Source organism: Streptomyces sp. SudanB25_2051 (genome assembly GCF_964272635.1).
Taxonomy (GTDB): domain Bacteria; phylum Actinomycetota; class Actinomycetes; order Streptomycetales; family Streptomycetaceae; genus Streptomyces.
Genome location: NZ_OZ186787.1, coordinates 426,922 through 448,115 on the forward strand (window position 1 = coordinate 426,922; position 21,194 = coordinate 448,115).

General features: G+C 75.5%; 15 protein-coding genes and 1 pseudogene. 7 read left to right on the top strand and 9 right to left on the bottom strand.

Annotation, left to right across the window (positions count from 1 at the left end):
• Positions 1-393: 393 nt before the first annotated feature.
• Entirely contained in the window at positions 394-2,490 is a 2,097-nt protein-coding gene (fusA, locus tag ACSUPT_RS01895; RefSeq protein WP_436943306.1) for an elongation factor G, read from the top strand.
• Between the two features lie 143 nt (positions 2,491-2,633).
• Here the strand turns inward: fusA and ACSUPT_RS01900 are convergent, their stop codons facing one another.
• Positions 2,634-4,007 (bottom strand): M64 family metallopeptidase, encoded by a 1,374-nt coding sequence (locus ACSUPT_RS01900; RefSeq protein ID WP_403505794.1) that lies wholly within the window; start codon positions 4,005-4,007, stop codon positions 2,634-2,636.
• 162 nt (positions 4,008-4,169) lie between these two features.
• On the opposite strand from ACSUPT_RS01900, the gene ACSUPT_RS01905 reads away from it, so the two are divergent.
• Together ACSUPT_RS01905 and ACSUPT_RS01910 are read left to right on the top strand one after the other, a co-directional pair.
• Positions 4,170-5,543 carry a tetratricopeptide repeat protein gene (locus ACSUPT_RS01905; RefSeq protein WP_436943307.1) on the top strand — a complete coding sequence of 458 codons (1,374 nt, stop codon included), beginning with the start codon at positions 4,170-4,172 and terminating at the stop codon, positions 5,541-5,543.
• 185 nt (positions 5,544-5,728) lie between these two features.
• Complete coding sequence (locus ACSUPT_RS01910; protein WP_436943309.1) at positions 5,729-6,826, top strand: PASTA domain-containing protein; 1,098 nt, start codon at positions 5,729-5,731, stop codon at positions 6,824-6,826.
• Positions 6,827-6,937: 111 nt separating this feature from the next.
• On the opposite strand, the gene ACSUPT_RS01915 is transcribed toward ACSUPT_RS01910, so the two are convergent.
• Positions 6,938-7,336, bottom strand: coding sequence for a DUF5997 family protein (locus tag ACSUPT_RS01915; protein WP_351963597.1), 399 nt, complete (start codon positions 7,334-7,336; stop codon positions 6,938-6,940).
• Between the two features lie 57 nt (positions 7,337-7,393).
• Here ACSUPT_RS01915 and ACSUPT_RS01920 point away from each other — a divergent pair, with 57 nt between their 5' ends.
• Positions 7,394-8,188 (top strand): LysR family substrate-binding domain-containing protein, encoded by a 795-nt coding sequence (locus ACSUPT_RS01920; RefSeq protein ID WP_399218040.1) that lies wholly within the window; start codon positions 7,394-7,396, stop codon positions 8,186-8,188.
• A 43-nt stretch (positions 8,189-8,231) separates the two neighbouring features.
• Here ACSUPT_RS01920 and ACSUPT_RS01925 read toward each other — a convergent pair whose 3' ends face one another.
• Positions 8,232-8,879, bottom strand: a complete 648-nt coding sequence (locus ACSUPT_RS01925) for a hypothetical protein (protein WP_351963599.1) — start codon at positions 8,877-8,879, stop codon at positions 8,232-8,234.
• A gap of 137 nt (positions 8,880-9,016) precedes the next feature.
• Between ACSUPT_RS01925 and ACSUPT_RS01930 the strand changes: the two genes are divergently transcribed.
• Entirely contained in the window at positions 9,017-9,826 is an 810-nt protein-coding gene (locus ACSUPT_RS01930; RefSeq protein ID WP_436943310.1) for a DUF72 domain-containing protein, read from the top strand.
• 372 nt (positions 9,827-10,198) lie between these two features.
• Here the strand turns inward: ACSUPT_RS01930 and ACSUPT_RS01935 are convergent, their stop codons facing one another.
• From ACSUPT_RS01935 to ACSUPT_RS01945, 3 genes and pseudogenes are all read right to left on the bottom strand, one after another.
• Positions 10,199-10,906, bottom strand: coding sequence for a class F sortase (locus ACSUPT_RS01935; RefSeq protein WP_436943312.1), 708 nt, complete (start codon positions 10,904-10,906; stop codon positions 10,199-10,201).
• Between the two features lie 191 nt (positions 10,907-11,097).
• Positions 11,098-11,868 (bottom strand): annotated as a pseudogene (locus tag ACSUPT_RS01940) (hypothetical protein); the annotation flags it as partial.
• Positions 11,869-11,887: 19 nt separating this feature from the next.
• Positions 11,888-12,262, bottom strand: coding sequence for a hypothetical protein (locus ACSUPT_RS01945; RefSeq protein ID WP_351963602.1), 375 nt, complete (start codon positions 12,260-12,262; stop codon positions 11,888-11,890).
• A 422-nt stretch (positions 12,263-12,684) separates the two neighbouring features.
• Here ACSUPT_RS01945 and ACSUPT_RS01950 point away from each other — a divergent pair, with 422 nt between their 5' ends.
• Both ACSUPT_RS01950 and ACSUPT_RS01955 read left to right on the top strand, forming a co-directional pair.
• Complete coding sequence (locus tag ACSUPT_RS01950; RefSeq protein ID WP_436943313.1) at positions 12,685-14,592, top strand: ricin-type beta-trefoil lectin domain protein; 1,908 nt, start codon at positions 12,685-12,687, stop codon at positions 14,590-14,592.
• Positions 14,593-14,747: 155 nt separating this feature from the next.
• Complete coding sequence (locus tag ACSUPT_RS01955) at positions 14,748-17,834, top strand: glycoside hydrolase family 3 protein (RefSeq protein WP_436943314.1); 3,087 nt, start codon at positions 14,748-14,750, stop codon at positions 17,832-17,834.
• Between the two features lie 74 nt (positions 17,835-17,908).
• Here the strand turns inward: ACSUPT_RS01955 and ACSUPT_RS01960 are convergent, their stop codons facing one another.
• The 3 genes from ACSUPT_RS01960 to ACSUPT_RS01970 form a co-directional block, all read right to left on the bottom strand.
• Complete coding sequence (locus tag ACSUPT_RS01960) at positions 17,909-19,126, bottom strand: serine hydrolase domain-containing protein (protein WP_436943316.1); 1,218 nt, start codon at positions 19,124-19,126, stop codon at positions 17,909-17,911.
• Between the two features lie 176 nt (positions 19,127-19,302).
• Positions 19,303-20,481 (bottom strand): GDSL-type esterase/lipase family protein, encoded by a 1,179-nt coding sequence (locus ACSUPT_RS01965; protein WP_436943318.1) that lies wholly within the window; start codon positions 20,479-20,481, stop codon positions 19,303-19,305.
• Positions 20,482-20,516: 35 nt separating this feature from the next.
• Positions 20,517-21,086, bottom strand: a complete 570-nt coding sequence (locus tag ACSUPT_RS01970) for a TetR/AcrR family transcriptional regulator (protein WP_351963806.1) — start codon at positions 21,084-21,086, stop codon at positions 20,517-20,519.
• Between the last annotated feature and the right edge of the window lie 108 nt (positions 21,087-21,194).

Here is a 21,194-nt window from a genome sequence, read left to right on the forward strand (position 1 = left end):
GCGGGCGCTCACTACACTCGCGGTGCGCGCCGCCGGCCCGGGGCCGGGGCGTGCCGCATCAGTGACCGGACGACGAGTGAAGGGGGCCCGACCGTGCGAGACCGCACCGCTGTCGCCGCCGCCCCCTGGTCGCGGTACGACGTGATCCTGGTGTCTTCGTAGGCCCGGTGCCCGCCGCGCGGCCGGCACCGGCCGTTCCGTGACGCTTCGTCGGCTTCCCTTCTTCCGCAATGCCATGTGCCCGGCCGCGGTGCCGGGCTGCCCCGGCGTGCGCCGTGCCGTTGCACGCGCTCCGGAGGCGCCCGGCTTGTCCGGGTACGCGGCCGACGCGTCGTCACGGGGAATCGCGCTCCGCCCATGACACCGTTCCACCATGCGAAAGGCCACAGGCCCGTGCGTACCGACCCACGACACCGCTTCCCCGCTCCCGCATCCCTCGACGCCGTACGGAACCTCGGCATCCTCGCCCATGTCGACGCGGGAAAGACGACGCTCACGGAGCGCGTGCTGTATCTGACGGGCGCCGTCCACAAGCGGGGCGAGGTCCACGACGGCACCACCGTCACCGACTTCGACGCGCAGGAGCGCGACCGGGGCATCACCATCTTCGCCGCCGCCGTCAGCTGCGTCTGGGACGGCCACCGGATCAACCTCATCGACACCCCGGGGCACGTCGACTTCTCCGACGAGGTGACGCGTTCGCTGCGCGTCCTGGACGGGGCGGTCGCCGTGTTCGACGCGGTCGCCGGCGTGGAGCCGCAGAGCGAGGCCGTGTGGCGGGAGGCCGACCGGCACGGGGTGCCGCGCATCGCGTTCGTCAACAAGATGGACCGGGCCGGCGCCGACCTGGACGCGGCCGCCCGGTCCCTCAGGGAGCGGCTGGGAGTGGTGCCGCTCGTGGCGCAGCTGCCGGTCGGCCGCGAGGACGGCTTCACCGGTGTCGTGGACCTGCTGCGGATGCGGGCCCTGCTGTGGGCCGACGGGCGGGACGGGTACGAGGACGTGCCCGTGCCGGAGGAGCTGCGGGAGGAGGCGGCGCGGCGGCGGGCGCGGCTGGAGGAGGCCGTGGCGGAGCTGCACCCGGCCGCCCTGGAGGAGTACTGCGCCACGTCGGCGCTCGCGGACGGCACGCTGGCGGCGGCGCTGCGCGAGCTGACCCGCGAGGGCGCCGCCGTCGTGGTGCTGTGCGGCGCGGCGTACCGGAACCGGGGTGTCGAACCGCTGCTGGACGCCGTGGTGGCGTACCTGCCCTCGCCCGCGGACGTGCCGCCGGTGCGGGGCGCGCTGGGCGACGCGGTGGAGGAGCGGGCGGCCGACCCGTCGGCGCCGTTCACCGCGCTGGCGTTCAAGGTCCAGTCGACGGCGACGGGCCGGCTGACGTTCCTGCGGGTGTACTCGGGCACGCTGGACAAGGGGGACGCGGTGCTGGACGCGGGCGCGGGGCGCACCGAACGGGTCGGCCGGATCCTGCGGGTGCAGGCCGACCGGCACGCCGAGGCCGGGCGGACCGTCGCCGGGGACATCGTCGCCGTCGTCGGACTGAAGTCGGCGCGGGCGGGGACGACGCTGTGCGCGCCGGGCGCGCCGCTGGTGCTGGAGCCGCCCTGCGCGGCGGAACCGGTCGTGTCGGTCGCGGTCGAGGCGCGGCGGTCGCTCGACACGGAGCGGCTGGCCGCCGCGCTGGCCCGGCTCGTCGAGGAGGACCCGTCGCTGGTGGTGCGCAGCGACCCGGAGACGGGGCAGACCGTGCTGTCCGGCATGGGCGAACTGCACCTGGAGGTGGCGGTGGAGAAGGTGCGCCGCTCCCACGGGCTGGAGGTCGTCGTGGGCCGGCCGCGCGTCGCGTACCGGGAGACGGTCGTGCGGGGCGTGTCGGGGCTGGTGTACCGGCACGTCAAACAGGACGGCGGGGCGGGGCAGTTCGCGCACGTCGTGCTGGACGTGGAGCCGCTGGAGATCGCGCCGGGGACGACCGGGGAGTTCGCGTTCCGGTCGGTGGTGACCGGGGGCCGGGTGCCGCAGGAGTTCGTCCGCGCGGTGGAGGCGGGCTGCCGGGACGCCCTGGCGGAGGGCCCCCTCGGCGGCCACCCGGTGACCGGGCTGCGCGTCACGCTGACCGACGGGGCGACGCACGCGAAGGACTCCTCGGAGCTCGCCTTCCGCGCGGCGGGGCGCTTCGGGCTGCGGGAGGCGCTGAGGTCTGCCGGGACGGCGCTTCTGGAGCCGGTGGCGGAGGTCACGGTGACGGTGCCGGACGACGCGGTCGGCGGGGTGCTCGGCGATCTGGCGGCGCGCCGGGGCCGGGTCACCGGCTCCACGGGCCGGGCCGGTACGACGGCGGTCTCCGCGGTGGTGCCGATGGCGGAGCTGTTCGGCTACGCGACGCGGCTGCGCGGCCGCACGCAGGGCCGGGGCACGTTCACCGCCCGCCCGGCCGGCTACGCCCGCGCGCCGGAGGGCGTGTCCGGGCGGCCGGCGGACGCCCGGTAGCCGCGCGGCCGGCCCCGCCCGCCCGCTGGGACGCGGGCGGGCGGGGCCGGTCCGGGGTGAGCTGCCCGGACGGGCCCGGCGGGCCGTACCGGTCCGGCCTCCGCCGCGCCGCGGGCGCGGAGCGGACGGTCCGGGGGCGCGGGTCAGCGGCGCACGCGCCAGTCGAAGGACGTGCGCAGGGTGGGGGCGACGGCCGGGTCGCGGACGGCGGCGGTGCGGTCCTCGACGGTGACGGTCAGCCGGTGCGAGCGGAAGTCGCCGCGCCGCAGGCCCAGTTCGCCGACGCGGACCTCGGTGCGGCCCGCCAGATGGGGCAGTTCGCGGTCGTCGAGGGACCAGCGGACGGTCAGCTGGTGGCCGTCCGCGCCGGTGAGGCGGGGTACGGCGACGACGGCCGCGCGGTCGCCGGTCAGGGTCGTACCGGGCGGGGTGAGCGCGGTGGCGGGGCGGGCGTGGCGGTAGAACCCGGCGATCATCGCCTCGACGCCCGGCAGGTTGAAGGGCTTGCCGAGGTAGCGCATGACGGAGCCGTCGGTGGGCCGGTACAGGCCGCGCTCGTAGTAGCCGCCGCCCTCGTACGCGCCGACCGTGCCGCCGTCCGGGGACTCCTCGCCGAGCCAGCGGTACCACTTGGCGTGCCGCTGGGCGAGGTGGGCCGCGTCGTGGGTGGAGACGTTCGGTTCGGCGGGCTCCTGGCCGGTGTACCGCTCGTAGCCGGGCGTGCCGGGGTAGAAGTACTCGTCGGCGAGGTAGCCGAGGGAGTGCCCGGTCTCGTGGACGGCGACCTGGCCGGACTTCTCGTTGCCCGCCGACGCGGTGGCGATGCCCGCGTACCCGAGGGTCTTGCTCGGCTCGTTGTACCCGGCGCCGCCGTACTTGGCGCTGTTGGCGAGGACGAGGACCAGGTCGGCCTCGGGGGCGAGCGCCGCGTACGCGTCCACGCGCTCCTGGTCGACGCACAGGAGCCGCTCGATGTCGCCGCACCAGAAGTACGAGCCGAGCGCGGTGTCCCGCACGGTGCCGCCGTCCGGGTCGCCGGTGACGCCGGACTCGCGGGAGACGGCGTCGACGGTCCACACGTTGAAGAGGTTCCGGTAGGTCGCGTAGGGCTCGACGGCGGCTATGTCGGCCCATTTGGCGCGGGCGTCGGCGTGGAAGCGGGGCAGTTCGCCGGCGGTGTAGCCGTCGCCGATGACGACGACGTCGAGCCGGTCGGCGGTGGGGCCGTTGTCGATCACCTTGGTCACGGTGCCGTCGGCCTCGGCGGCCGCGCCGGTGAGCCGGGGCGCGGGCCGTCCGAGCCCGGCGGCGGGCACCGCGATGTGGCCGGAACCGGCGACGGTGCCGTGTTCGGGACCGGGGATCTCGACCTCCACCCGTTCGGCGGGCGCGGTCTGCGGGGCGGTCCGGTGGGCGGGTCCGGCGGCGGCGGTGCCGGGTCCGGCGGCGAGCGCGGCGGCGACGGCCACGGCGACACCGGCTGCCGTGAGCGGTCTGCGCGGGGTGGAGGGGCGCACGGGGCCTCCTGGCGGCGAAGGGTCGGGGCGGACGGGCAACGGGAGTTAAGCGGGAACTTAAGTCCGGTGAACCAGCCGCTTAAGGTAGGGGCGCGCAGGGGGGCCGCGCAATGGCCCCGCCGCCCTGAATACTGGGGGCCTTCCAGCGACCAGGGGGTAGCCATGGACGAACCGGCCGAGATCGGTCGCCGCGTACAACGGCTGCGTGCCGCGCGGGGCATGACGCAGCGTCAGCTCGCCGAGCCGTCGTACACGGCCGCGTACGTGTCGACGCTGGAGGCGGGGCGCGTACGGCCGTCCGAGGCGGCGCTGCGCTTCCTCGCCGGCCGGCTGGGCACCTCGTACGAGGAGCTGGCGACCGGCCGTCCCGCCCGGCTGGCGACCGAGCTGCGCCTCGGGCTGACCGACGCGCAGCGGGTGCTGGCCACCGGCTCCGCCGCCGAGGCCGCGGGGCTCTACGGGCGGCTCCTCGCGGACGCCGAGCGGCACGGCCTTGCCCCCGAGCGGGCCGAGGCGCATCTGGGGCTCGGGGACTGCGCGCTGGAGACCGGCGACCTCGAGGGCGCCGCGCGGCACTTCACGGAGGCGGAGCGGCTGCTCGCCGACGAGCCGCTGCCGCGCCGGGCGCGTGCGGTGCGCGGGCGCGCCGTGGCCCATCTGCTCGCCGGGGAACTGCGGTACGCCTGCTATCTGCTGGAGTCGGCCATCGACGAGCTGACGGGTGGGGGCCTCGCCGACCCCGAGGCGCTGGTGATGCTGTACGCGGCGGTCATCGGCCCGTACATCGACATGGGCGCCCACGCGCGGGCGGCGCACGCGGCGGAGCTGGCGCTGGCCCTCGCGCCCCGCGTGGACGATCCGGCGCTGGTGGCGGGCATGCACCGGCAGGTCGCGCGGACGTTCCTGGCGGAGGGGCGCATCGCCGACGCGGACGCCTCGCTCGCCAAGGCGCAGGCGATGTACCGGCAGCTGCGGCTCGGCACCGATCTCGCGCACTGCCACTGGATGCGCGGCTACGTCAAGGCGCAGAGCGGCGAACTCCTGGCGGCGGAGGCGGAGTTGCGCACGGCGCGGGACATGCTGGCGGCGCGGCGCGCGGAGCTGTACACGGCGCAGGTGGAGGTGGAGCTGGCGGATGTGCTGCGGCGGCTCGGGCGGTACGAGGAGGCCGCCGCGCTGCTGTCGCCGGTGCTGGGCCTGGACGACGGCCGCGGCGCGGTGCACGCGGGCGGCGCGCACCGGCTGCTCGGGCTCATCGCCGAGGAGCGGGGCGAGCTGGAGGCCGCCGAGGAGCACTACGTGCTGGCGCTCGGCCTGCTGGAGCGGAGCGGTGCGACCGGGGACCTCGCGGACCTGTGCCGGCTGCTGGGCGACCTGCTGCGCCGTACGGGGCGGGTGGAGGCCGCGCTCGACGCGTACCGGACGGGGCTCGGCCACCGGGCGGCACCCGGCACGACGACGCTGGGCCCGGCCCCGGCGGCGCCCGCCGTTCCGGGACCTCGCCCGCTCGGCGCGGACGGGGTCGGGGCGGCCTGACGGAGGGGCGGCCTGACGGAGGGGCGGACGTCGCGGGACCGGGCGGGGCGGGGGCCCGGGTGCCGTCACGGCCCGTCAGGACGCCGTGGCGGCGGGCGCTTCGGAGGTGGGAACCGCCCGGAGGGAGTCATTCCGACGCTGAGTACGATGCGCCCGGACAACCGTACGACCCGAAAGGCGCCCCCGTGCCCGGCCCCGGACCCGCTGGAAGACCCGCCCCGCCCGACGCCCCCGCCCTGCCCGACGCCCCCGAGCCGTCCGCCCCGGCGGCGCACCGCCCGTGGTGGCGGACGAACCGCGCCCGGCTCGGCTCCTTCGCCGCCGTGCCGCTGCTGGGGCTGATCGCGCCCGGCCTCGGGATGGCCGCGCTGGTCGCGGCGCTGGTCCTCGTGTGGCGCGGCACCGCGTGGCCGAGGGCCGGGAAGATCGCGGCGACGGTGGGCGCGATGGCGCTGCTCGGCTCGGTGATGCCCGAACCGGACGACGGCGGGAAGCGCGAGACGGCGGCCGACGCCAGGCCCGCGAAGCCGAGCCCCTTCACGCTGCCCACCGCGTTCCCGTCACGGCAGGCGCCGTCCCCGTCCCTGCCGCCGGAGCGGCCGCTTCCGGATCTGCGGGGCAAGCCGCTCGACGTGGCCTACGCGAAGGCGAGCAAGCGCGGGTACACGGTCGCGTACCACGACGCGTCCGACGAGGGGAAGGACATCATGGCCCGCTCCCTGTGGACGGTGTGCTTCCAGGAGGTCGGCGGGGAGCCGGGGCACCGGACCGTGGACTTCGCCGCCGTGCACACCGGCGACCCGTGCCCGCCGTCGGACGGGGCGCCGATGCCCTGGCCGGTCATGCCCGAGCTGGTGTGGAAGACGTGGAAGACCGCCCGCCAGGAGGTACTGGCGCTGGGCGTGGACGAGGACCGGGTGGACGCGGAGGAGGCGTACGTCAACGACTCCCTGCCGGACGAGGGCGAGTACGACCACTGGCGGGTGTGCCGGCACGACCCGGCGGAGGGCGCGAAGGTCCCGGCCGACGAGAGGGTGACGCTGTACCTGTCGTCCCCGGACAACGGCTGCCCGGAGCCGGACCGGGGCACGGGCGGCGACGCGCGCCTGCCGGACCGGGACGGGGACGGCGACCCGGACTACCGCGACCCGTACCCGGGCGATCGGAAGCGCACGTCGAACTGGCCGGACGGCTTCCCCGGCGGGTCGTCGGGGGGTTCGTCCGGCGGTTCGTCCGGCGGCGGTGGCGGCTGGAGCCCCTGCCGGCACACCCGCTGGTGCTGACGCGCTCCCGGACGGCCCCGGCCCGGCCTCCCCTCTGCGGGGCGGCCGGGCCGGGTTCGTATCGGGTACGCGCTGCCAGGAGCGCGGGCGCCGGTGTCCGCGGCGCGCGGGTCAGGAGTCCGCGGCGGCGTTCTGCTGGGCGGCGCGCTTCTCCTTGAGGCGGGCGGCCTCCTTGCGGACCTCCTCCTGGGTGGCGCGCTCCTTCCGCAGCCACTCGGGGTTCTCCGCCTTCAGGGCGTCGATCTGCTCGGTGGTGAGCGCCTCGGTGACGCCACCGCGGGCGAGGCCCGAGATGGACACGCCGAGCCGGGCGGCGACCACCGGGCGGGGGTGCGGGCCGTTGCGCCGCAGCTCCCGGAGCCACTCGGGCGGGTCGGTCTGGAGGGCGTTCAGCTCGTCGCGCGAGACGGCACCCTCCTGGAACTCTTTCGGGGTGGCCTCGAGGTAGACCCCCAGCTTCTTCGCCGCGGTCGCGGGCTTCATCGTCTGGGGGGTGCGGTGCGACGTCATACGTCCAGGATATCGAGCATGTGCGCGGCTCCCGACCACGCCCGGTAACCTGGCCGGGTGACAGGCACGGAAGCACCCTCCCCGTTCAGACTCGCCTACGTACCGGGCGCCACGCCCGCGAAGTGGGCGCGGATCTGGCGGGAGCGGCTGCCGGACGTGCCGCTGGAGCTGGTCTCGGTGCCCGCCGCCGAGGCCGAGGACGCGATGCGCCGCGAGGACGCGGACGCCGGACTCGTACGGCTGCCGGTCGACCGCGCGTACTTCAGCGCGATCCCCCTGTACACGGAGACGACCGTCGTGGTCGTCCCCAAGGACCATGTGATCGCCGCCGTCGACGAGGTGACCCCCGAGGACCTCGCCGACGAGGTCGTGTTCCACCCGCTCGACGACACCCTCGGCTGGGAGCGCCCGCCGGGGGAGCCCGGCTTCGAGCGGCCCGCGACGACCGCGGACGCCGTCGAACTGGTCGCGGCCAACGTGGGCCTGCTGATCGTGCCGCAGTCGCTGGCGCGGCTCCACCACCGCCGGGACCTCACGTACCGGACGATCACCGGCGTGCCGCAGTCGCAGGTGGCGCTGGCGTGGCCGGAGGAGCGGACGACCGACCGGGTGGAGGACTTCATCGGGATCGTGCGCGGCCGGACGGTCAACAGCACGCGCGGCCGCAAGCCCGCCGACGAGCCGAAGGCCAAGCGCCCCGCGGCCTCCGGTGCGGGCGCGGGCGGCGGCCGGGGGCGCGGCGCGGGCGGGAAGCAGCAGTCCGGGAAGCAGCAGCCGGGCAAGCCCGCGCGGCGCGGCGGTGCCGGGGCGTCGCAGGGCGCGCGGCGCGGCAGGCCGCGCCGCCGCTCCTGACCGGTTCCCCGCCGTCGCGGGGCCTTCCGGCCCGGGGCGCCGGTCAGAAGAGGTCCTTGAGCGACGAGACCAGGGCCGACAGCGTGAAGGCGGACGCGACGGCCGCCGCGGCCAGGGCCGCCGTCCCCAGGCGCCCCGCCGCCCCGTTCCGCACATGGTCCACCAGGTCCACGCGGCCGTTGACCATCTCGTGCCGTACGGTCAGGTCGGCCGTCTCGAAGGCGCCGTCCAGGAGGACGGTGACGGCCGCGCCCTTCTTCCGCCGGATGAAGGAGGGCCGCACGAGGAAGGCGTTGCCCTCCAGCTCCACGTCCATCGGGTAGGACGACGCGGAGGACTGGACGCTCAGCAGTTCGAGGACGGGGCGGCCGAAGTCGAAGGCGATGGGCCTGCCGCCGTGGAACTGGTCGCTCGTGATGTCGCGCCGCCCCGCGTTGCGCAGGTAGATCGTCACCGCCCTCGGCTCGTCGAGGCGCACCCCCTGGTGGCTCACCGACACGTTGCCGCTGTGGTCCCTGGGCAGCAGCAGGGAGTTCGACACCACCTCGTACGTGACGCGGCAGCGGCGCAGGCTCGCGTTCTTGGTCGCCCACGCGGTGAGGAGCCCGACCGCCAGGGTGGCGACGACCCCCACGACCATCCACGTGACTTCCTTGGCGTACCACTCGGCGGACTCGGCAGCTAGCGTCATGGCCAGGGATTCAACCACAGCAACTGGCCTGCGGGTTCGGTGTGTTGGCGGACCGCCGGGGGCGGCCGTCCGGGCCGGCCGGCGCCCACGCCGCCGACCGGGGACGGAATGTCCGGATCGCATGCTTTGATGGGCGCATGGTGCTTCTCGTCGGCACGTCGGGGTGGCAGTACCGGGACTGGCGCGGTGTCCTCTACGCGGCGGGGACGCCGCAGCGGCTGTGGCTGGAGGAGTACGCGGCGGCGTTCGCGACGGTCGAGGTCAACAACGCGTTCTACCGGCTGCCGACGTACGGGACGTTCGAGGCGTGGCGGGAGCGGACCCCGCCGGACTTCGTCGTCGCCGTGAAGGCCAGCCGGTTCCTGACGCATGTGAAGCGGCTGCGGGACCCGGAGGAGCCGGTGGGGCGGCTGATGGGCCACGCGGCGGGGCTCGGGGACCGGCTCGGGCCCGTACTGCTCCAGCTGCCGCCGACGCTGCGGGCCGACGCGGGGCTGCTGGACGCGTGCCTGGCCGCCTTCCCCGCCGAAGTGCGGGTCGCGGTGGAGCCGCGCCACGCGTCGTGGTGGACGGACGCGGTGCGGGGCGTGTTGGAGGCGCGGGGCGCGGCGCTGTGCTGGGCGGACGTGCGGGCACGGCCGGTGACGCCGCTGTGGCGGACCGCGCGGTGGGGGTACGTGCGCTTCCACCAGGGGCGGGCCAGGCCGTGGCCGCGCTACGGGCGCAGGGCGCTGGAGACCTGGGCGGGGCGGATCGCCGGGACGTGGGCGGACGGGCTGGACGTGTACGCGTACTTCAACAACGACCCGAACGGCGCGGCGGTCGAGGACGCGCTGGTCTTCGCGGGCGCGGCGCGCGCGGCGGGGCTGAGCGTCACCCGGACACCGCCGCGGCTGCCGCCTGCTCCCCCGCCGCCACCGCCCGATCGGCCGCCGGGGACCGCCTGATCCGCCGCCCGATCGGCCACCGGGGACCGCCTGATCCGCCGCCGGGGTGTCCGCCCGGACCGGCTCCGCGCGGGGGGCCGGAAGGGTGAGCGCCGCCGGGGCCGGCCGCCCGTGTGGGTCGGCCGGCCCCGGCGCGTGCCACCGCGGGTGGTGCGGTCCTGGGGCCTGTCTTCCGGATCGGCCCGACTTCGTGGCGCGGTGTCTTTGCCTGTGGGTGAGCGGGGCATGGTGCGTGCGGATGCAAGGCGGAGGAGGGAGCCATTGCGGTGGGGGCACCTCCCAGCGGTAGCTGGGGGACACTGGCGACCGACGACAACGCCGCAGACGTGCGTGCCAGGCCACGCGGCCCCGGGAAGATCCGAAAGACAGGCCCTAGGTGCCGGTGAGGCGGGCGAAGACGACGACGTTGTCGGAGTAGTAGCGCTTCGACGGGTCGTAGCGGCCGCCGCAGGTGATCAGGCGCAGGCCCGCGTGGTCGATGTTCTTGTAGACCTCGACCGTGGGGAAGCGGTTCTTCGGATACTGGCCAACGCGTTCGACGGTGAACTCCGCAGTGGTGCCGTCCTCGCGTTCGACGCGAATCGTCTCGCCGCGCTTCACGGCGGACAGCCGGTGGAAGACGGACGGCTCGCCGTTCCAGCTGACGTGGCCCGCGATGACGGCCGGGCCCTTGGCCCCGGGGGCCGGGCCCGGGACGTACCAGCCGGCCTTGTCCGGATCGCGGGGCGTCTCCATGGTGCCGTCCTTCTGCTGGCCGAGCCGCTCCAGGACGGAGGTGATGCCGAGGGAGGGGATGGACAGGGCGCGGGGCGCGGGCTCCGTCTCGCCGCCCTGGCCGGCCCCGCCCGGCTCTCCCGCCCGGCCGGCCTCACCCGCCGGGCCCGCGGCGCCGTCCTGTCCGCCGGAGCCCCCGGTGGAGGCGCCGCCGTCGTGGGGGTTCGCGTGGGCGGGCCCGCCCTGGGCCGGCCGGGGTGCGGCGGCGGGCGCGGGCGCGGTCGAGCCGGAGCACCCGGCGGTGAGCAGCAGGGCCGCGGCGGCCGCCAGGGCGGGGGCGGCGCGGCGGGGGCGGCGGGCGGTCACCGGCCGCTCCCCCGCCGCTCCGGGCGGGCCGCGCGGGTCGCGGGTGCCGCGGCCGCGCGGACCGCCCACCGGCGACGTCCCAGGGCGAGGGCTCCCGCGGCGGCGGCGATCCCGCCCGCCCCGAGCGCCAGGTTCCCGGAGCCGGCCGGGTCGGCGCCGCTCGTGCCGCCGGCCGCGCCGGCCTCCCCCGCCGGGGCCGCGTCGGCCGCCGTGCCCGCCCGGGCCGCCGCGCCGGCGCCGACCCGGCCGGTCGCCTCGACAATCCTCGCGTGCCCGCCGCGCGCGTCGCCGCCGCCCGTCTCGACGCCGCCCACCGGGATGGAGCCGACCGCGGCGCCCTCGACCATGCCGCACACGGCCGGCGCGGTGGCCTCCTGCGGCAGCTTCGGGTCGAGGTCGCTCCTGCCGGCCGAGAAGTCGTACTCCCCGTTGCCGTTGCGGTCGAGGCCGTGCTGCACGACGTGGAGGTCCTGGATGTGGTCGGCGACCTCCTGCGAGACGGTGAGGGTCCGCTCGTAGGAGAGGGTGCCGTCGGCGTCCGCGACGGGCATCCGGTCGACGGCGAGGCCGCTGTCGGCGGAGGTGTCGCCCTCGGTGGTGAGCGAGATGTTGATTTCGCCGTAGACCGGCAGGCCCTCGCTCGTGGTGACCAGGCCGTCGCCGTCCTCGTCGGCGCTCGCGTCGGGGCAGCGGAAGTCGTGGCCGTCGGTGGAGCCGTGGATGTGCTGGGCGTGCGGCTGCCCCGGAGTGAGGCCCTCCGACTCGATCCGCACGGTGAGGCGGCGCCCGTCGAGGCTGAGCATCACCGTGCCGTTGCCGCCGGAGTCGTTGAGCGGGTCGAGGTCGATCTGGAAGGAGCGCCGCTCCTCCGCGGCGGCGGGGGTCGCGGCGGCCGCCACGAGGGCGAGTGCGGCGGGGAGGGCGAGGAGTGCGGCGAGGCGCGGCACGCGCTGGGCTTTCACGGTCGTGTGGGTCCTTTCGTCAGGCCGGGTTCGCGCCGCCGGCCGCCGCGGCGGGCCGTCCCGGGGCGCGCTGGGCGGTGTGCGGGGAGAGGGGGGTGACGGGGGCGGCGTCGCCGAGGGGCGCGGCGTGGGGGCGGGGCCGGTCGGGGGCGGCGGCCGGGGCGGGGCCGACCGCCCTGCCGCGCGCCTCGGGTCCGGCCGCCACCGACGACCAGGTGCGCAGACGGTGGCTGGCGGCCTCGTCGAGGGTCACGGGCGTGCCCCGCTGCTCGGCCAGCCGGCTCGCCTCGCGGCCGAGGGCCGCCACGTCGTCCCAGCCGAGGGTGAGGACGACGGCGACTTCCGCACCGCCGTCGCGCAGTCCGCGCACCTTGGTCTCCTCGCGATCGGTCATGTCCGCTCCTGTCGGTCGACGCAGCCTCAGGTACGTGCGGGGCGCGGGACGTGTTCAGCGGTCCCGTACGGGGCGGCGCGTTCAACGGGAGGCGCCGCGCGCCGTCCATGGGCCGCCGCGGCTCCACAGGTTGAACGCGGAACATGCCGGTCCGTCCCGGTTGCGGTGGCCTGAGCGGTGTACGGGACACGGGAGTTGGCGTGTGCGATGCCTTGACGCCCGCCGTCGGCGCCACTTAAATCAAGCCCCGAGTTAAGCGGTGAGTCACGTTCAAGCGGTGAACGGACCCCTCGCGGACCGTGCGGGCCGCTCCCGGTTGCCTCCCCGCTCCCGTTCCGGCTCCGCGCGTCCACCGTCCGCCCCGCCCCACCCCGTGCCGCGCCCCCGCCGGGCGGCGCGCCCACCCCCTGGGAAGGAGCACCATGCGCACCACTCCCCGCGGAAGGCCCCGCCGCTCCCGCCGCCTCGCCGCCTCCCTGCTCTCCTGCGTCCTCGCCGCCGGCGCCCTGGTCGTCGCGGGCCCGGGCACCGCCCAGGCCGCCGGCGAGCGCGTCGACGTGTGGCTCACCACGACGTCGGACGCCGCGGGACGCACCGTCACCCGCGGGCTCGCCCCGCAGACGCCGCTCGCCTTCGGCCCCGCGGGCGGCAGCGCCGCGCACACCATCACCGTGGACGAGGGCACCACCTACCAGCAGTTCGAGGGCGGCGGCGCGTCCATCACGGACACGACGGCCTATCTGCTGCGCGGCGGCCCCGTCAGCGCGGCCACCCGCGACACGGTGATGCGCAGGCTGTTCTCACCGACCGAGGGCATCGGCCTGTCCTTCGTGCGCAACCCGATCGGCGCGTCCGACCTGTCGCGCCCCGGCCACGTCTCCCTGGACGACACCTGCTGCGACCTCGCCGACTTCGGGGCCAACGGCTACGACACGGACGTCCGTCTCCTCACCGCGCAGGCCAGGCAGCTCAACCCGGCGCTGCGGGTGAAGGGCGTCCCGTGGAGCGCGCCCGGCTGGATGAAGGACAACGGCCGCATGGACCAGATGGGCTGGCTGAAGTGGGAGCACTACCCCACCTACGCCCAGTACCTCGTCAAGTATGTCCAGAGCTACCAGGCCGCCGGCATCAAGGTCGACTACCTGTCCGTGCAGAACGAGCCCAACTGCTGCCGCGCCGACAACCCGACCGCCATGGACTACCCGGGCATGAACTGGAACCCGTCCGGCCTGGTCGAGTTCACCAAGAACCACGTGTACCCGGCGTTCCGCGCCGCGGGACTCACCACCAAGGTGCTGGTCCACGACTGGAACTACGGCGACTACGCGAACTTCGGCTCGGCGGTGCTGGCCGACCCCGGTGTCCGCGACGACCCGCTGTTCGGCGGCATCGCCTGGCACGGCTACTTCGGCGACCCGGCGGTCGGCAGCCAGGTCCACGACCAGTACCCAGCCGTGCGGCAGTTCAGCACCGAGCACTCGGGCGGCACCTGGGTCGCCAACCAGCACAACGAGGACCTCGCGGACATCGTCGGCTACGCCCGCAACTGGAGCAGCAGCCTGGTGAAGTGGAGCCTGGCGCTCAACCAGCACATGGGCCCGCACAACGGCGGCTGCGGCACCTGCACCGGCCTGATCACCGTGCAGGAGGGCGGCGCCCGGGCCGGTCAGGTCGACTACACGATCGAGTACTACACGACCGGCCACCTCACCAAGTTCGTCCGCCCCGGCGCGTACCGGATCGCCTCCACCGCCGACAGCACGGTGCAGAACGTCGCCTGGCGCAACCCGGACGGCTCCAAGGCGCTCATCGCGCACAACGGCGGTACGGGCGCGCGGTCGGTGCGGGTGAACTGGGGCGACCAGTCCTTCACGTACACCCTCCCGGCCCGCACCACCGCCACGTTCACCTGGAGCGGCACGCCCGGCGGCGGCGCCCCGGCGGGCGGCACGCTCACCGGCCTGGCCGGCAAGTGCCTGGACGTCGCCGGGGGTTCCGGCGCCGACGGCACGCCCGTGCAGCTGTACACGTGCAACGGCACGGCGGCGCAGCGCTGGACGTCCGCGGCGGACGGCAGCGTACGGGCGCTCGGCAAGTGCCTGGACGTGGCGGGCGGTTCGACGGCGGACGGCGCCCCGGTGCAGCTGTACACCTGCAACGGGACCGGCGCGCAACGCTGGTCGTACAACGCCGCGACCCGCGACCTGGTCAACCCGGCGGCCGACAAGTGCCTGGACGTGCGGGACCGTTCGTCCGCGGACGGGGCCCGCACCCAGATCTGGACCTGCACGGGCGGCGACAACCAGAAGTGGACCTTCCGGCCCGTGTGACGCCGGGCCCGGCACCCGCGCCCCGCCCGGAAACCCGGCCGCGGGCGCCCGGCCGGGCGGGACGCCCGCCGTCCGGCGCCGCGTCCCGCCCGGACCCCGACCCCCGATCCCCATCCCGACGTACCCGAACCCGGACGAGCGCCGAAGGAGCCTCCATGCCCGGACACCGCCCAGCACGCCCCCGCCGGGGCAGAGCGAGAACGGCGGCCCTCGCGGCCACCGCCGTCCTCGCCGGCCTCCTCGCGGGCGCGCCGCCCGTCACCGCCGCCGACGACGGCCCGCCGCCCGTCGCGGTGGACCGGTTCGAGGGCGAGGTGCCGTTCGCGGAGCCGCCCGCCGACGGCATCTTCACCTGGGGCAGCGACGCGGACGACCGGCCCGCGCTGTCCCTCGCGGAGCGCCCCGACGCGCCCGAGGGCGCCAAGGTCCTCGAAGGCCGCTACGACATCAGCGGCTGGGGCGGCTTCAGCCACGAGTTCGCCACCGACCGGCCCGCCCCCGACTGGACCGCCCACAAGGGCGTCCGGTTCTGGTGGTACGGGCAGAACAAGGCGCCGCTGCCGCCCGGTTCGGGCAAGCGGATCCACTTCGAGATCAAGGACGGCGGCAGCAGCGGCGCCACGTCGGAGCTGTGGACGACGTCGTTCACCGACGACTGGGAGGGCTGGCACCTGGTCGAGATCCCGTTCTCCGACTTCGTCTACCGCGCCGACTACCAGCCGGTCGGCGGCATCGACCAGGTCCTCGGCCTCAACGCCATGTGGGGGTACGCCTTCACCCTGCCGCCCGGCTCGCCCGGCACGTTCGCCGTGGACGGGGTGGAGCTGTACGGGAAGGCCGACCCGGCCGTCAACGCGCGGGTCGTCGCCGACTCCGCCGTCCACCCCGTGGACGAGGGCGGCACCGCGCGGGTGCGGCTCTCCGTCGCCACCACCGGGTCGGGGCCGCTCACCGAGCCGGTCACCGTCGCGTACACCGCGGAAGGCGGCAACGCCCGGCCGGGCGAGGACTTCACGCCCGTCTCCGGCACGGTCACCTTCCCCGCCGGGACGCCCTCCGGCGAGTCCCGCACGGTGGAGGTGCCGACCCTGCGCGACGGCGCCGCCGAGGCCGCCGAGACCGTACCGCTGCGGCTCTCCGTGACCGGCGCCAAGGCTCCCGCCGAGACCCCGCAGGTCGTCGTGAACGCGCACGGCCTGCCGTACCTCGACGCGCGTCTTCCGGTGAAGAAGCGCGTCGCGGACCTGCTGAAGCGGATGTCGCTCGCGGAGAAGGCCGGGCAGATGACGCAGGCCGAGCGCAACGCGCTGCGCTCCCAGGGCGACATCGCCTCCCACGCGCTGGGCTCGCTGCTGTCCGGCGGCGGCTCCGTGCCGACCCCGAACACCCCCGAGGCGTGGGCGCGGATGGTCGACGCGTACCAGTTGCGCGCGCAGGCCACCCGCTTCCAGATCCCGCTGATCTACGGCGTGGACGCGGTGCACGGCCACAACAACGTCGTCGGCGCGACGATCATGCCGCACAACATCGGCATCGGCGCCGGACGCGACCCGGAGCTGGCGCGCCGCACCGGGGCGGTCACCGCGAAGGAGGTCCGCGCGACGGGCGTCCCGTGGGACTTCGCGCCGTGCCTGTGCGTGACGCGCGACGAGCGGTGGGGGCGGTCGTACGAGGCGTTCGGCGAGGACCCGGCGCTGGTCACGGCCATGACGACGGTCATCGAGGGCATGCAGGGCCGCGCGTCGGGCAAGGACCTGGACCGCAACGACAAGGTGCTGACCAGCGCCAAGCACTTCGTCGGCGACGGCGGTACGGCCTTCGGCTCGTCGTCCACCGGCTCGTACACGATCGACCAGGGCGTCACGAGGGTCACCCGCGAGGAGCTGGAGGCGGTGCACCTGGCGCCGTTCGCGGAGGCGGTGAAGCGCGGCACGGGCACGGTCATGCCGTCGTACTCGTCGCTCGACATCATCGGCGACGACGCGGGGCCGGTGAAGATGCACGCCGACGCGGCGATGATCAACGGGGTGCTGAAGGGCCGGATGGGCTTCGAGGGCTTCGTGATCAGCGACTGGCAGGCCATCGACCAGATCCCCGGCGACTACCCGAGCGATGTGCGCACCTCGGTCAACGCCGGACTCGACATGATCATGGTGCCGACGAACTACCAGGACTTCACGCGCATCCTCCAGGAGGAGGTGACCGCCGGGCGGATCAGCGAGGCGCGCGTCGACGACGCGGTGTCGCGCATCCTGACGCAGAAGTTCCGCCTGGGCCTCTTCGAGAAGCCCTACGCCGACACCACGCACCTCGCCGAGGTCGGCTCCCCCGCGCACCGGGCCGTCGCCCGCGAGGCCGCCGCCAAGTCGCAGGTGCTGCTGAAGAACGACGGCGGCGTGCTGCCGCTGAAGGCGTCGCAGAAGGTGTACGTCGCCGGGTCCAACGCGGACGACCTGGGCAACCAGGCGGGCGGCTGGACCATCAGCTGGCAGGGCTCGTCGGGCCGGATCACCACCGGCACGACGATCCTGGAGGGCATGCGGAAGGCGGCGCCCGACGCGGAGATCACCTACTCGAAGGACGCGTCGGCGGACCCCGACGGGCACGACGTGGGCGTGGTCGTCGTGGGTGAGACGCCGTACGCGGAGGGCGTCGGCGACGTCGGCAACGGCCACGACCTGGAGCTCTCCCCCGCCGACAAGGCGGCCGTCGACCGGGTGTGCGCGGAGATGCCGTGCGCGGTGCTCGTCGTGTCCGGCCGGCCGCAGCTGATCGGGGACCGGCTCGCCGCCGTCGACGCGCTGGTGGCGTCCTGGCTGCCGGGCACCGAGGGCGACGGCGTGGCCGACGTACTGTACGGCAAGCGGCCCTTCACCGGGCAACTGCCGGTCACCTGGCCGAAGTCCGAGGCGCAGCTGCCGGTGAACGTCGGGGACGCCGTGTACGACCCGCAGTTCCCGTACGGCTGGGGGCTCACCACCCTGTCGGAGCCGCTGCGCGGCGGCGGGACGGCGCTGAAGGCCCTCGCGGCCGGGGCGCGGGCCCTGGAGGCCGCCGGACGCGGCACCTCGCCGGCCGCCCGTGAACTGGTCGGCAAGGCGCGGCTGCTCGTCCAGCAGAAGATGGACGGCCGGATCACGGCGGCGTCCGCGAAGCCCTTCGCGGAGGCGGACCAGCTGCTGCTGAAGGGCAGGCCGTCGGCCGCGCTGGCGAAGCTGGCGGAGGCGTACCGCGCCGCCTGACGCCCGGCCTGCCGGGGAGACCGGGGTGCCGCCCGCCGTCGCGCGGGCGGCACCCCGCCGCATGCCGGCGCCGGTCAGTCGCGGCGCAGCAGGGCGCAGACGAAGTCCTCCTGGAGGGCGCGGGTGCGGGCCAGGAGCCGCGCGTCGAGCGGGATCTGACTGGTGGCGGTGAACGTGAGGGAGCGGGTGCCGTCGGGTGTCGCGGCGGCGAGCTGCGTGTAGCCGGGGGTGTTGCCGGTGTGGCCGTACACCACTCCGCAGCGGGTGGTGTAGCGGTACAGCGCGAGGCCCGCGTCGTTGGCGCCGGGGCCGGGCGGCTGGGACGCGCCGCCGGGGACGAACGTCCGCTGAGCGCGCCGGGTCGCGTCGGACAGGAGCGCGCCGGACGCGTGGGCGCGGATGAAGGCGCCGAGGTCGGCGGGGGTGGAGACGATCCCGCCCGACGCCCAGCTGCCGGACGCGCCGATGGCCTCGCTCACGTCCTCGGGCGGTGCGGGCGGGTCGACGGCGTACCCGTGCAGATACGGCTCGGGCAGCCGGTGGCCCTGCGGCAGGTGGGTGTCGCGCAGGCCCAGCGGCCGGTACACCAGCTGCCGCAGGAGGTCCTCGTAGCGGCGTCCCGTGACCGCCTCGGCCATGAGCGCGACGGCGATGTTGTCGGAGTTGGAGTAGGCGTACCGGCTGCCGGGCGGGAAGCGCAGGGGCTGGTCGGCGACGTAGTCGAGCAGGCGCCGCGAGTCGAAGCGGTGGCGCGGGTCCTCCGTGATGACGGCGCGGAACCCGGGGGACGCGCTGTAGTCGGGCAGGCCGCTGGTGTGCTGCAGGAGCTGCCGCAGGGTGACCCGGTGCCAGGCCGCGGGCAGCGCGGGCAGGACCCGGCCGATCGTGTCGTCCAGGCGCAGCCGCCGCTCGTCGACCAGGCGCAGGGCGACGGCCCCGCTGAACGCCTTGGCGACGCTGGCGATCCGCATGTGGTCGTCCACGCGCGGCGGGCGGCCCGTGCGCAGGTCCGCGGTCCCCGCCCGGTAGACCTCGGTCCGTGCCGGTTCGGGCGCGGTGCCCGGGCGGGCGGCGCCGGGGGCGGTGCGGTGGAGGACGACGATGGCGCCGGGCGGGCCCCCGCGGGTGGCGACGAGCTGCTCCAGGCGGCGCTGGAGGGTGTCGTCCCGCGCGGGGGCGGTGGCGCCCGCCGGGGCGGAGCCGAGGACGGGGCCCATCGCCGCCGCGAGGGCCAGGGCCGTGGCGGCGGCCGTCCGGGCGGCGGCACGGGGGCGGGCGGGGCGCGTGAGCACGTGGTACCTCCTGGCGGCACGCCGGGCCGGGCGCGACGGCGTGACTGCCTCCACCTTCGGGCGGTACGGCGGCGGGGGCCCGTCGTGGTGCTCCATTCCGGGCGGGACTGCGGCCGGGGCCCGTCGTGGTGCTGCGTCCGGAGCGGTGCGGGGCCCGGTGGCCGGGGCCGTCCGGGTCAGCCGGTCGTGGCGGCGAAGGGCCCGCCGTCCGCGAAGACGAGCTCGGCGAAGTTCTCGCCGATGCGGCGGTGCCCTTCGGGGCAGGGGTGGATCCCGTCCGGCAGGGGGAACTCGTCGTGGTCGCTCTCTCCGTAGAGGCCGAGTCCGTCGAGGTAGTGGAGGTTGGGGTCCTCGGCGGCCCGCTGTCCGACGATGTCGGCCAGGACGCGGCGGACGATCGTGAGGGTGAGCCGTCCGGCGGCGGTCTCGGCCGGATCACCGGTGGCCTTGAACCTCAGGGTTCCCCCGGAGAGGTCCGGCATCAGAGGGCCGGGGGTGTCCTCGTGGGTCGGGCACAGGATGGGCGAGATCAGGAGCAGGGGGGTCGCCGGGTGCCCCTCGCGGATGGTGTCGAGGAAGCCGTGGACGGCGGGGGCGAAGGCGCGCAGGCGCATGGCGTCGCTGTTGACGACGTTGATGCCGAGCTTGAGGCTGATCAGGTCCGCGGGGGTGTCGCGCATCGCGCGGGCGGTGAACGGGTCGACCAGTGCGCTGCCGCCGAATCCGAGGTTGATCAGCTCCACGTCCCCCGCTGAGGCGGCCAGGGCAGGCCAGATGGCGCTGGGCGAGGCGGCGTTGGATCCGTGGCTGATGGAGCTGCCGTGGTGCAGCCACACCCGGCGCCCCCTGTCCGGGGCGGGCTCGACGGGGGCGTCGGTGCGCAGGGCGATGACCTCGGTGGTCTCCGCGTGCGGCAGCCAGATCTCGATGTCCTTCTCGCCGGTGGGGAGGTCGGCGAAGTGGGCGGTGCCGGCGGGGCCCGGTGTGAACTCCGCGCTCTGGGTCCGCATGTCGGTGACGGTGCGCAGGTTCCCGCCGGCCACGGTGGCCTGGGCGGTGAGGCGGCCGTCGACCAGGAGGTCGTAGACGCCGTCCGGCGGGGGCGGGAAACCCCGGTAGACGCGTTTGGTGGGCAGGGTCTCCAGGCTGATGGTGGTGGCGCAGGTACGGAAGGCCAGCCGGACGCCGGAGGGCTGGGCCTCGGCGACGGCCAGCAGGTCGTCGGGTATCCGGCGGCGCGCCCAGGCGGGCAGCCGGTGCGGCAGGAGGCCGTGGGTGGTCTCCTCCACGTCGAGGTGCCCGCGCAGGAAGTCGGCGGTGACGGGGGTGGTGATCAGGTTCTGTTCGGTGCTCAATGCCTCGGGCCTTGGTTGCGGGGTGGGGCGGTCGGTCAGGGGGTGGGCCGGCTTCGCAACGCGGTGTCGAGGCAGTCCAGGGTCCAGGCCCAGGACTGCTGAGCGGCGACGTCCGTGTGATCGAAGGCGCCGGCCGCCTCCAGGGAGGCGTAGCCGTGGAAGACGCTGCCCAGCATGCGCACCGCGTGCGTCTGGTCCGGCTCGGCCAGGTCGTAGCCGCGCAGGATCGCGCGTGTCATCTGCGCGTGCCGCACGCCGGCGCTTGCCGCGGCGGTCTGCGGGTCGAGCCGGTACCGCGCCGCTTCGTACCGGCCGGGGTGCGCTCGCGCGTAGTCCCGGTAGGCGTTCGCGAAGGCCGTCAGGGCGTCCTTGCCGGCGCGCCCGGCCACGGCGTCGGCGACCCGGTCGGCGAGCTCCTCCAGCGCGAACAGCGCGATCCGGGTCTTGAGCTCGTGGGAGTTCTTGACGTGCGCGTACAGGCTCGCCGGCTTCACGTCGAAACGCCGGGCGAGCGCGGACAGGGTCACCTGGTCGAAACCGGCCTCGTCGGCGAGTTCCGCACCGGCGAGCGTCAGCCGCTCCGGACTCAGTCCCGCCCGAACCACAACCATCACCTGCTCTCTGTTTGCCTATGGCGAGTATGTCTCTACCTACAGACTATAGGCAAACTCCTGCACGCTTAAGGCTGGCGACTCTGTCGAACCGGGCACGCC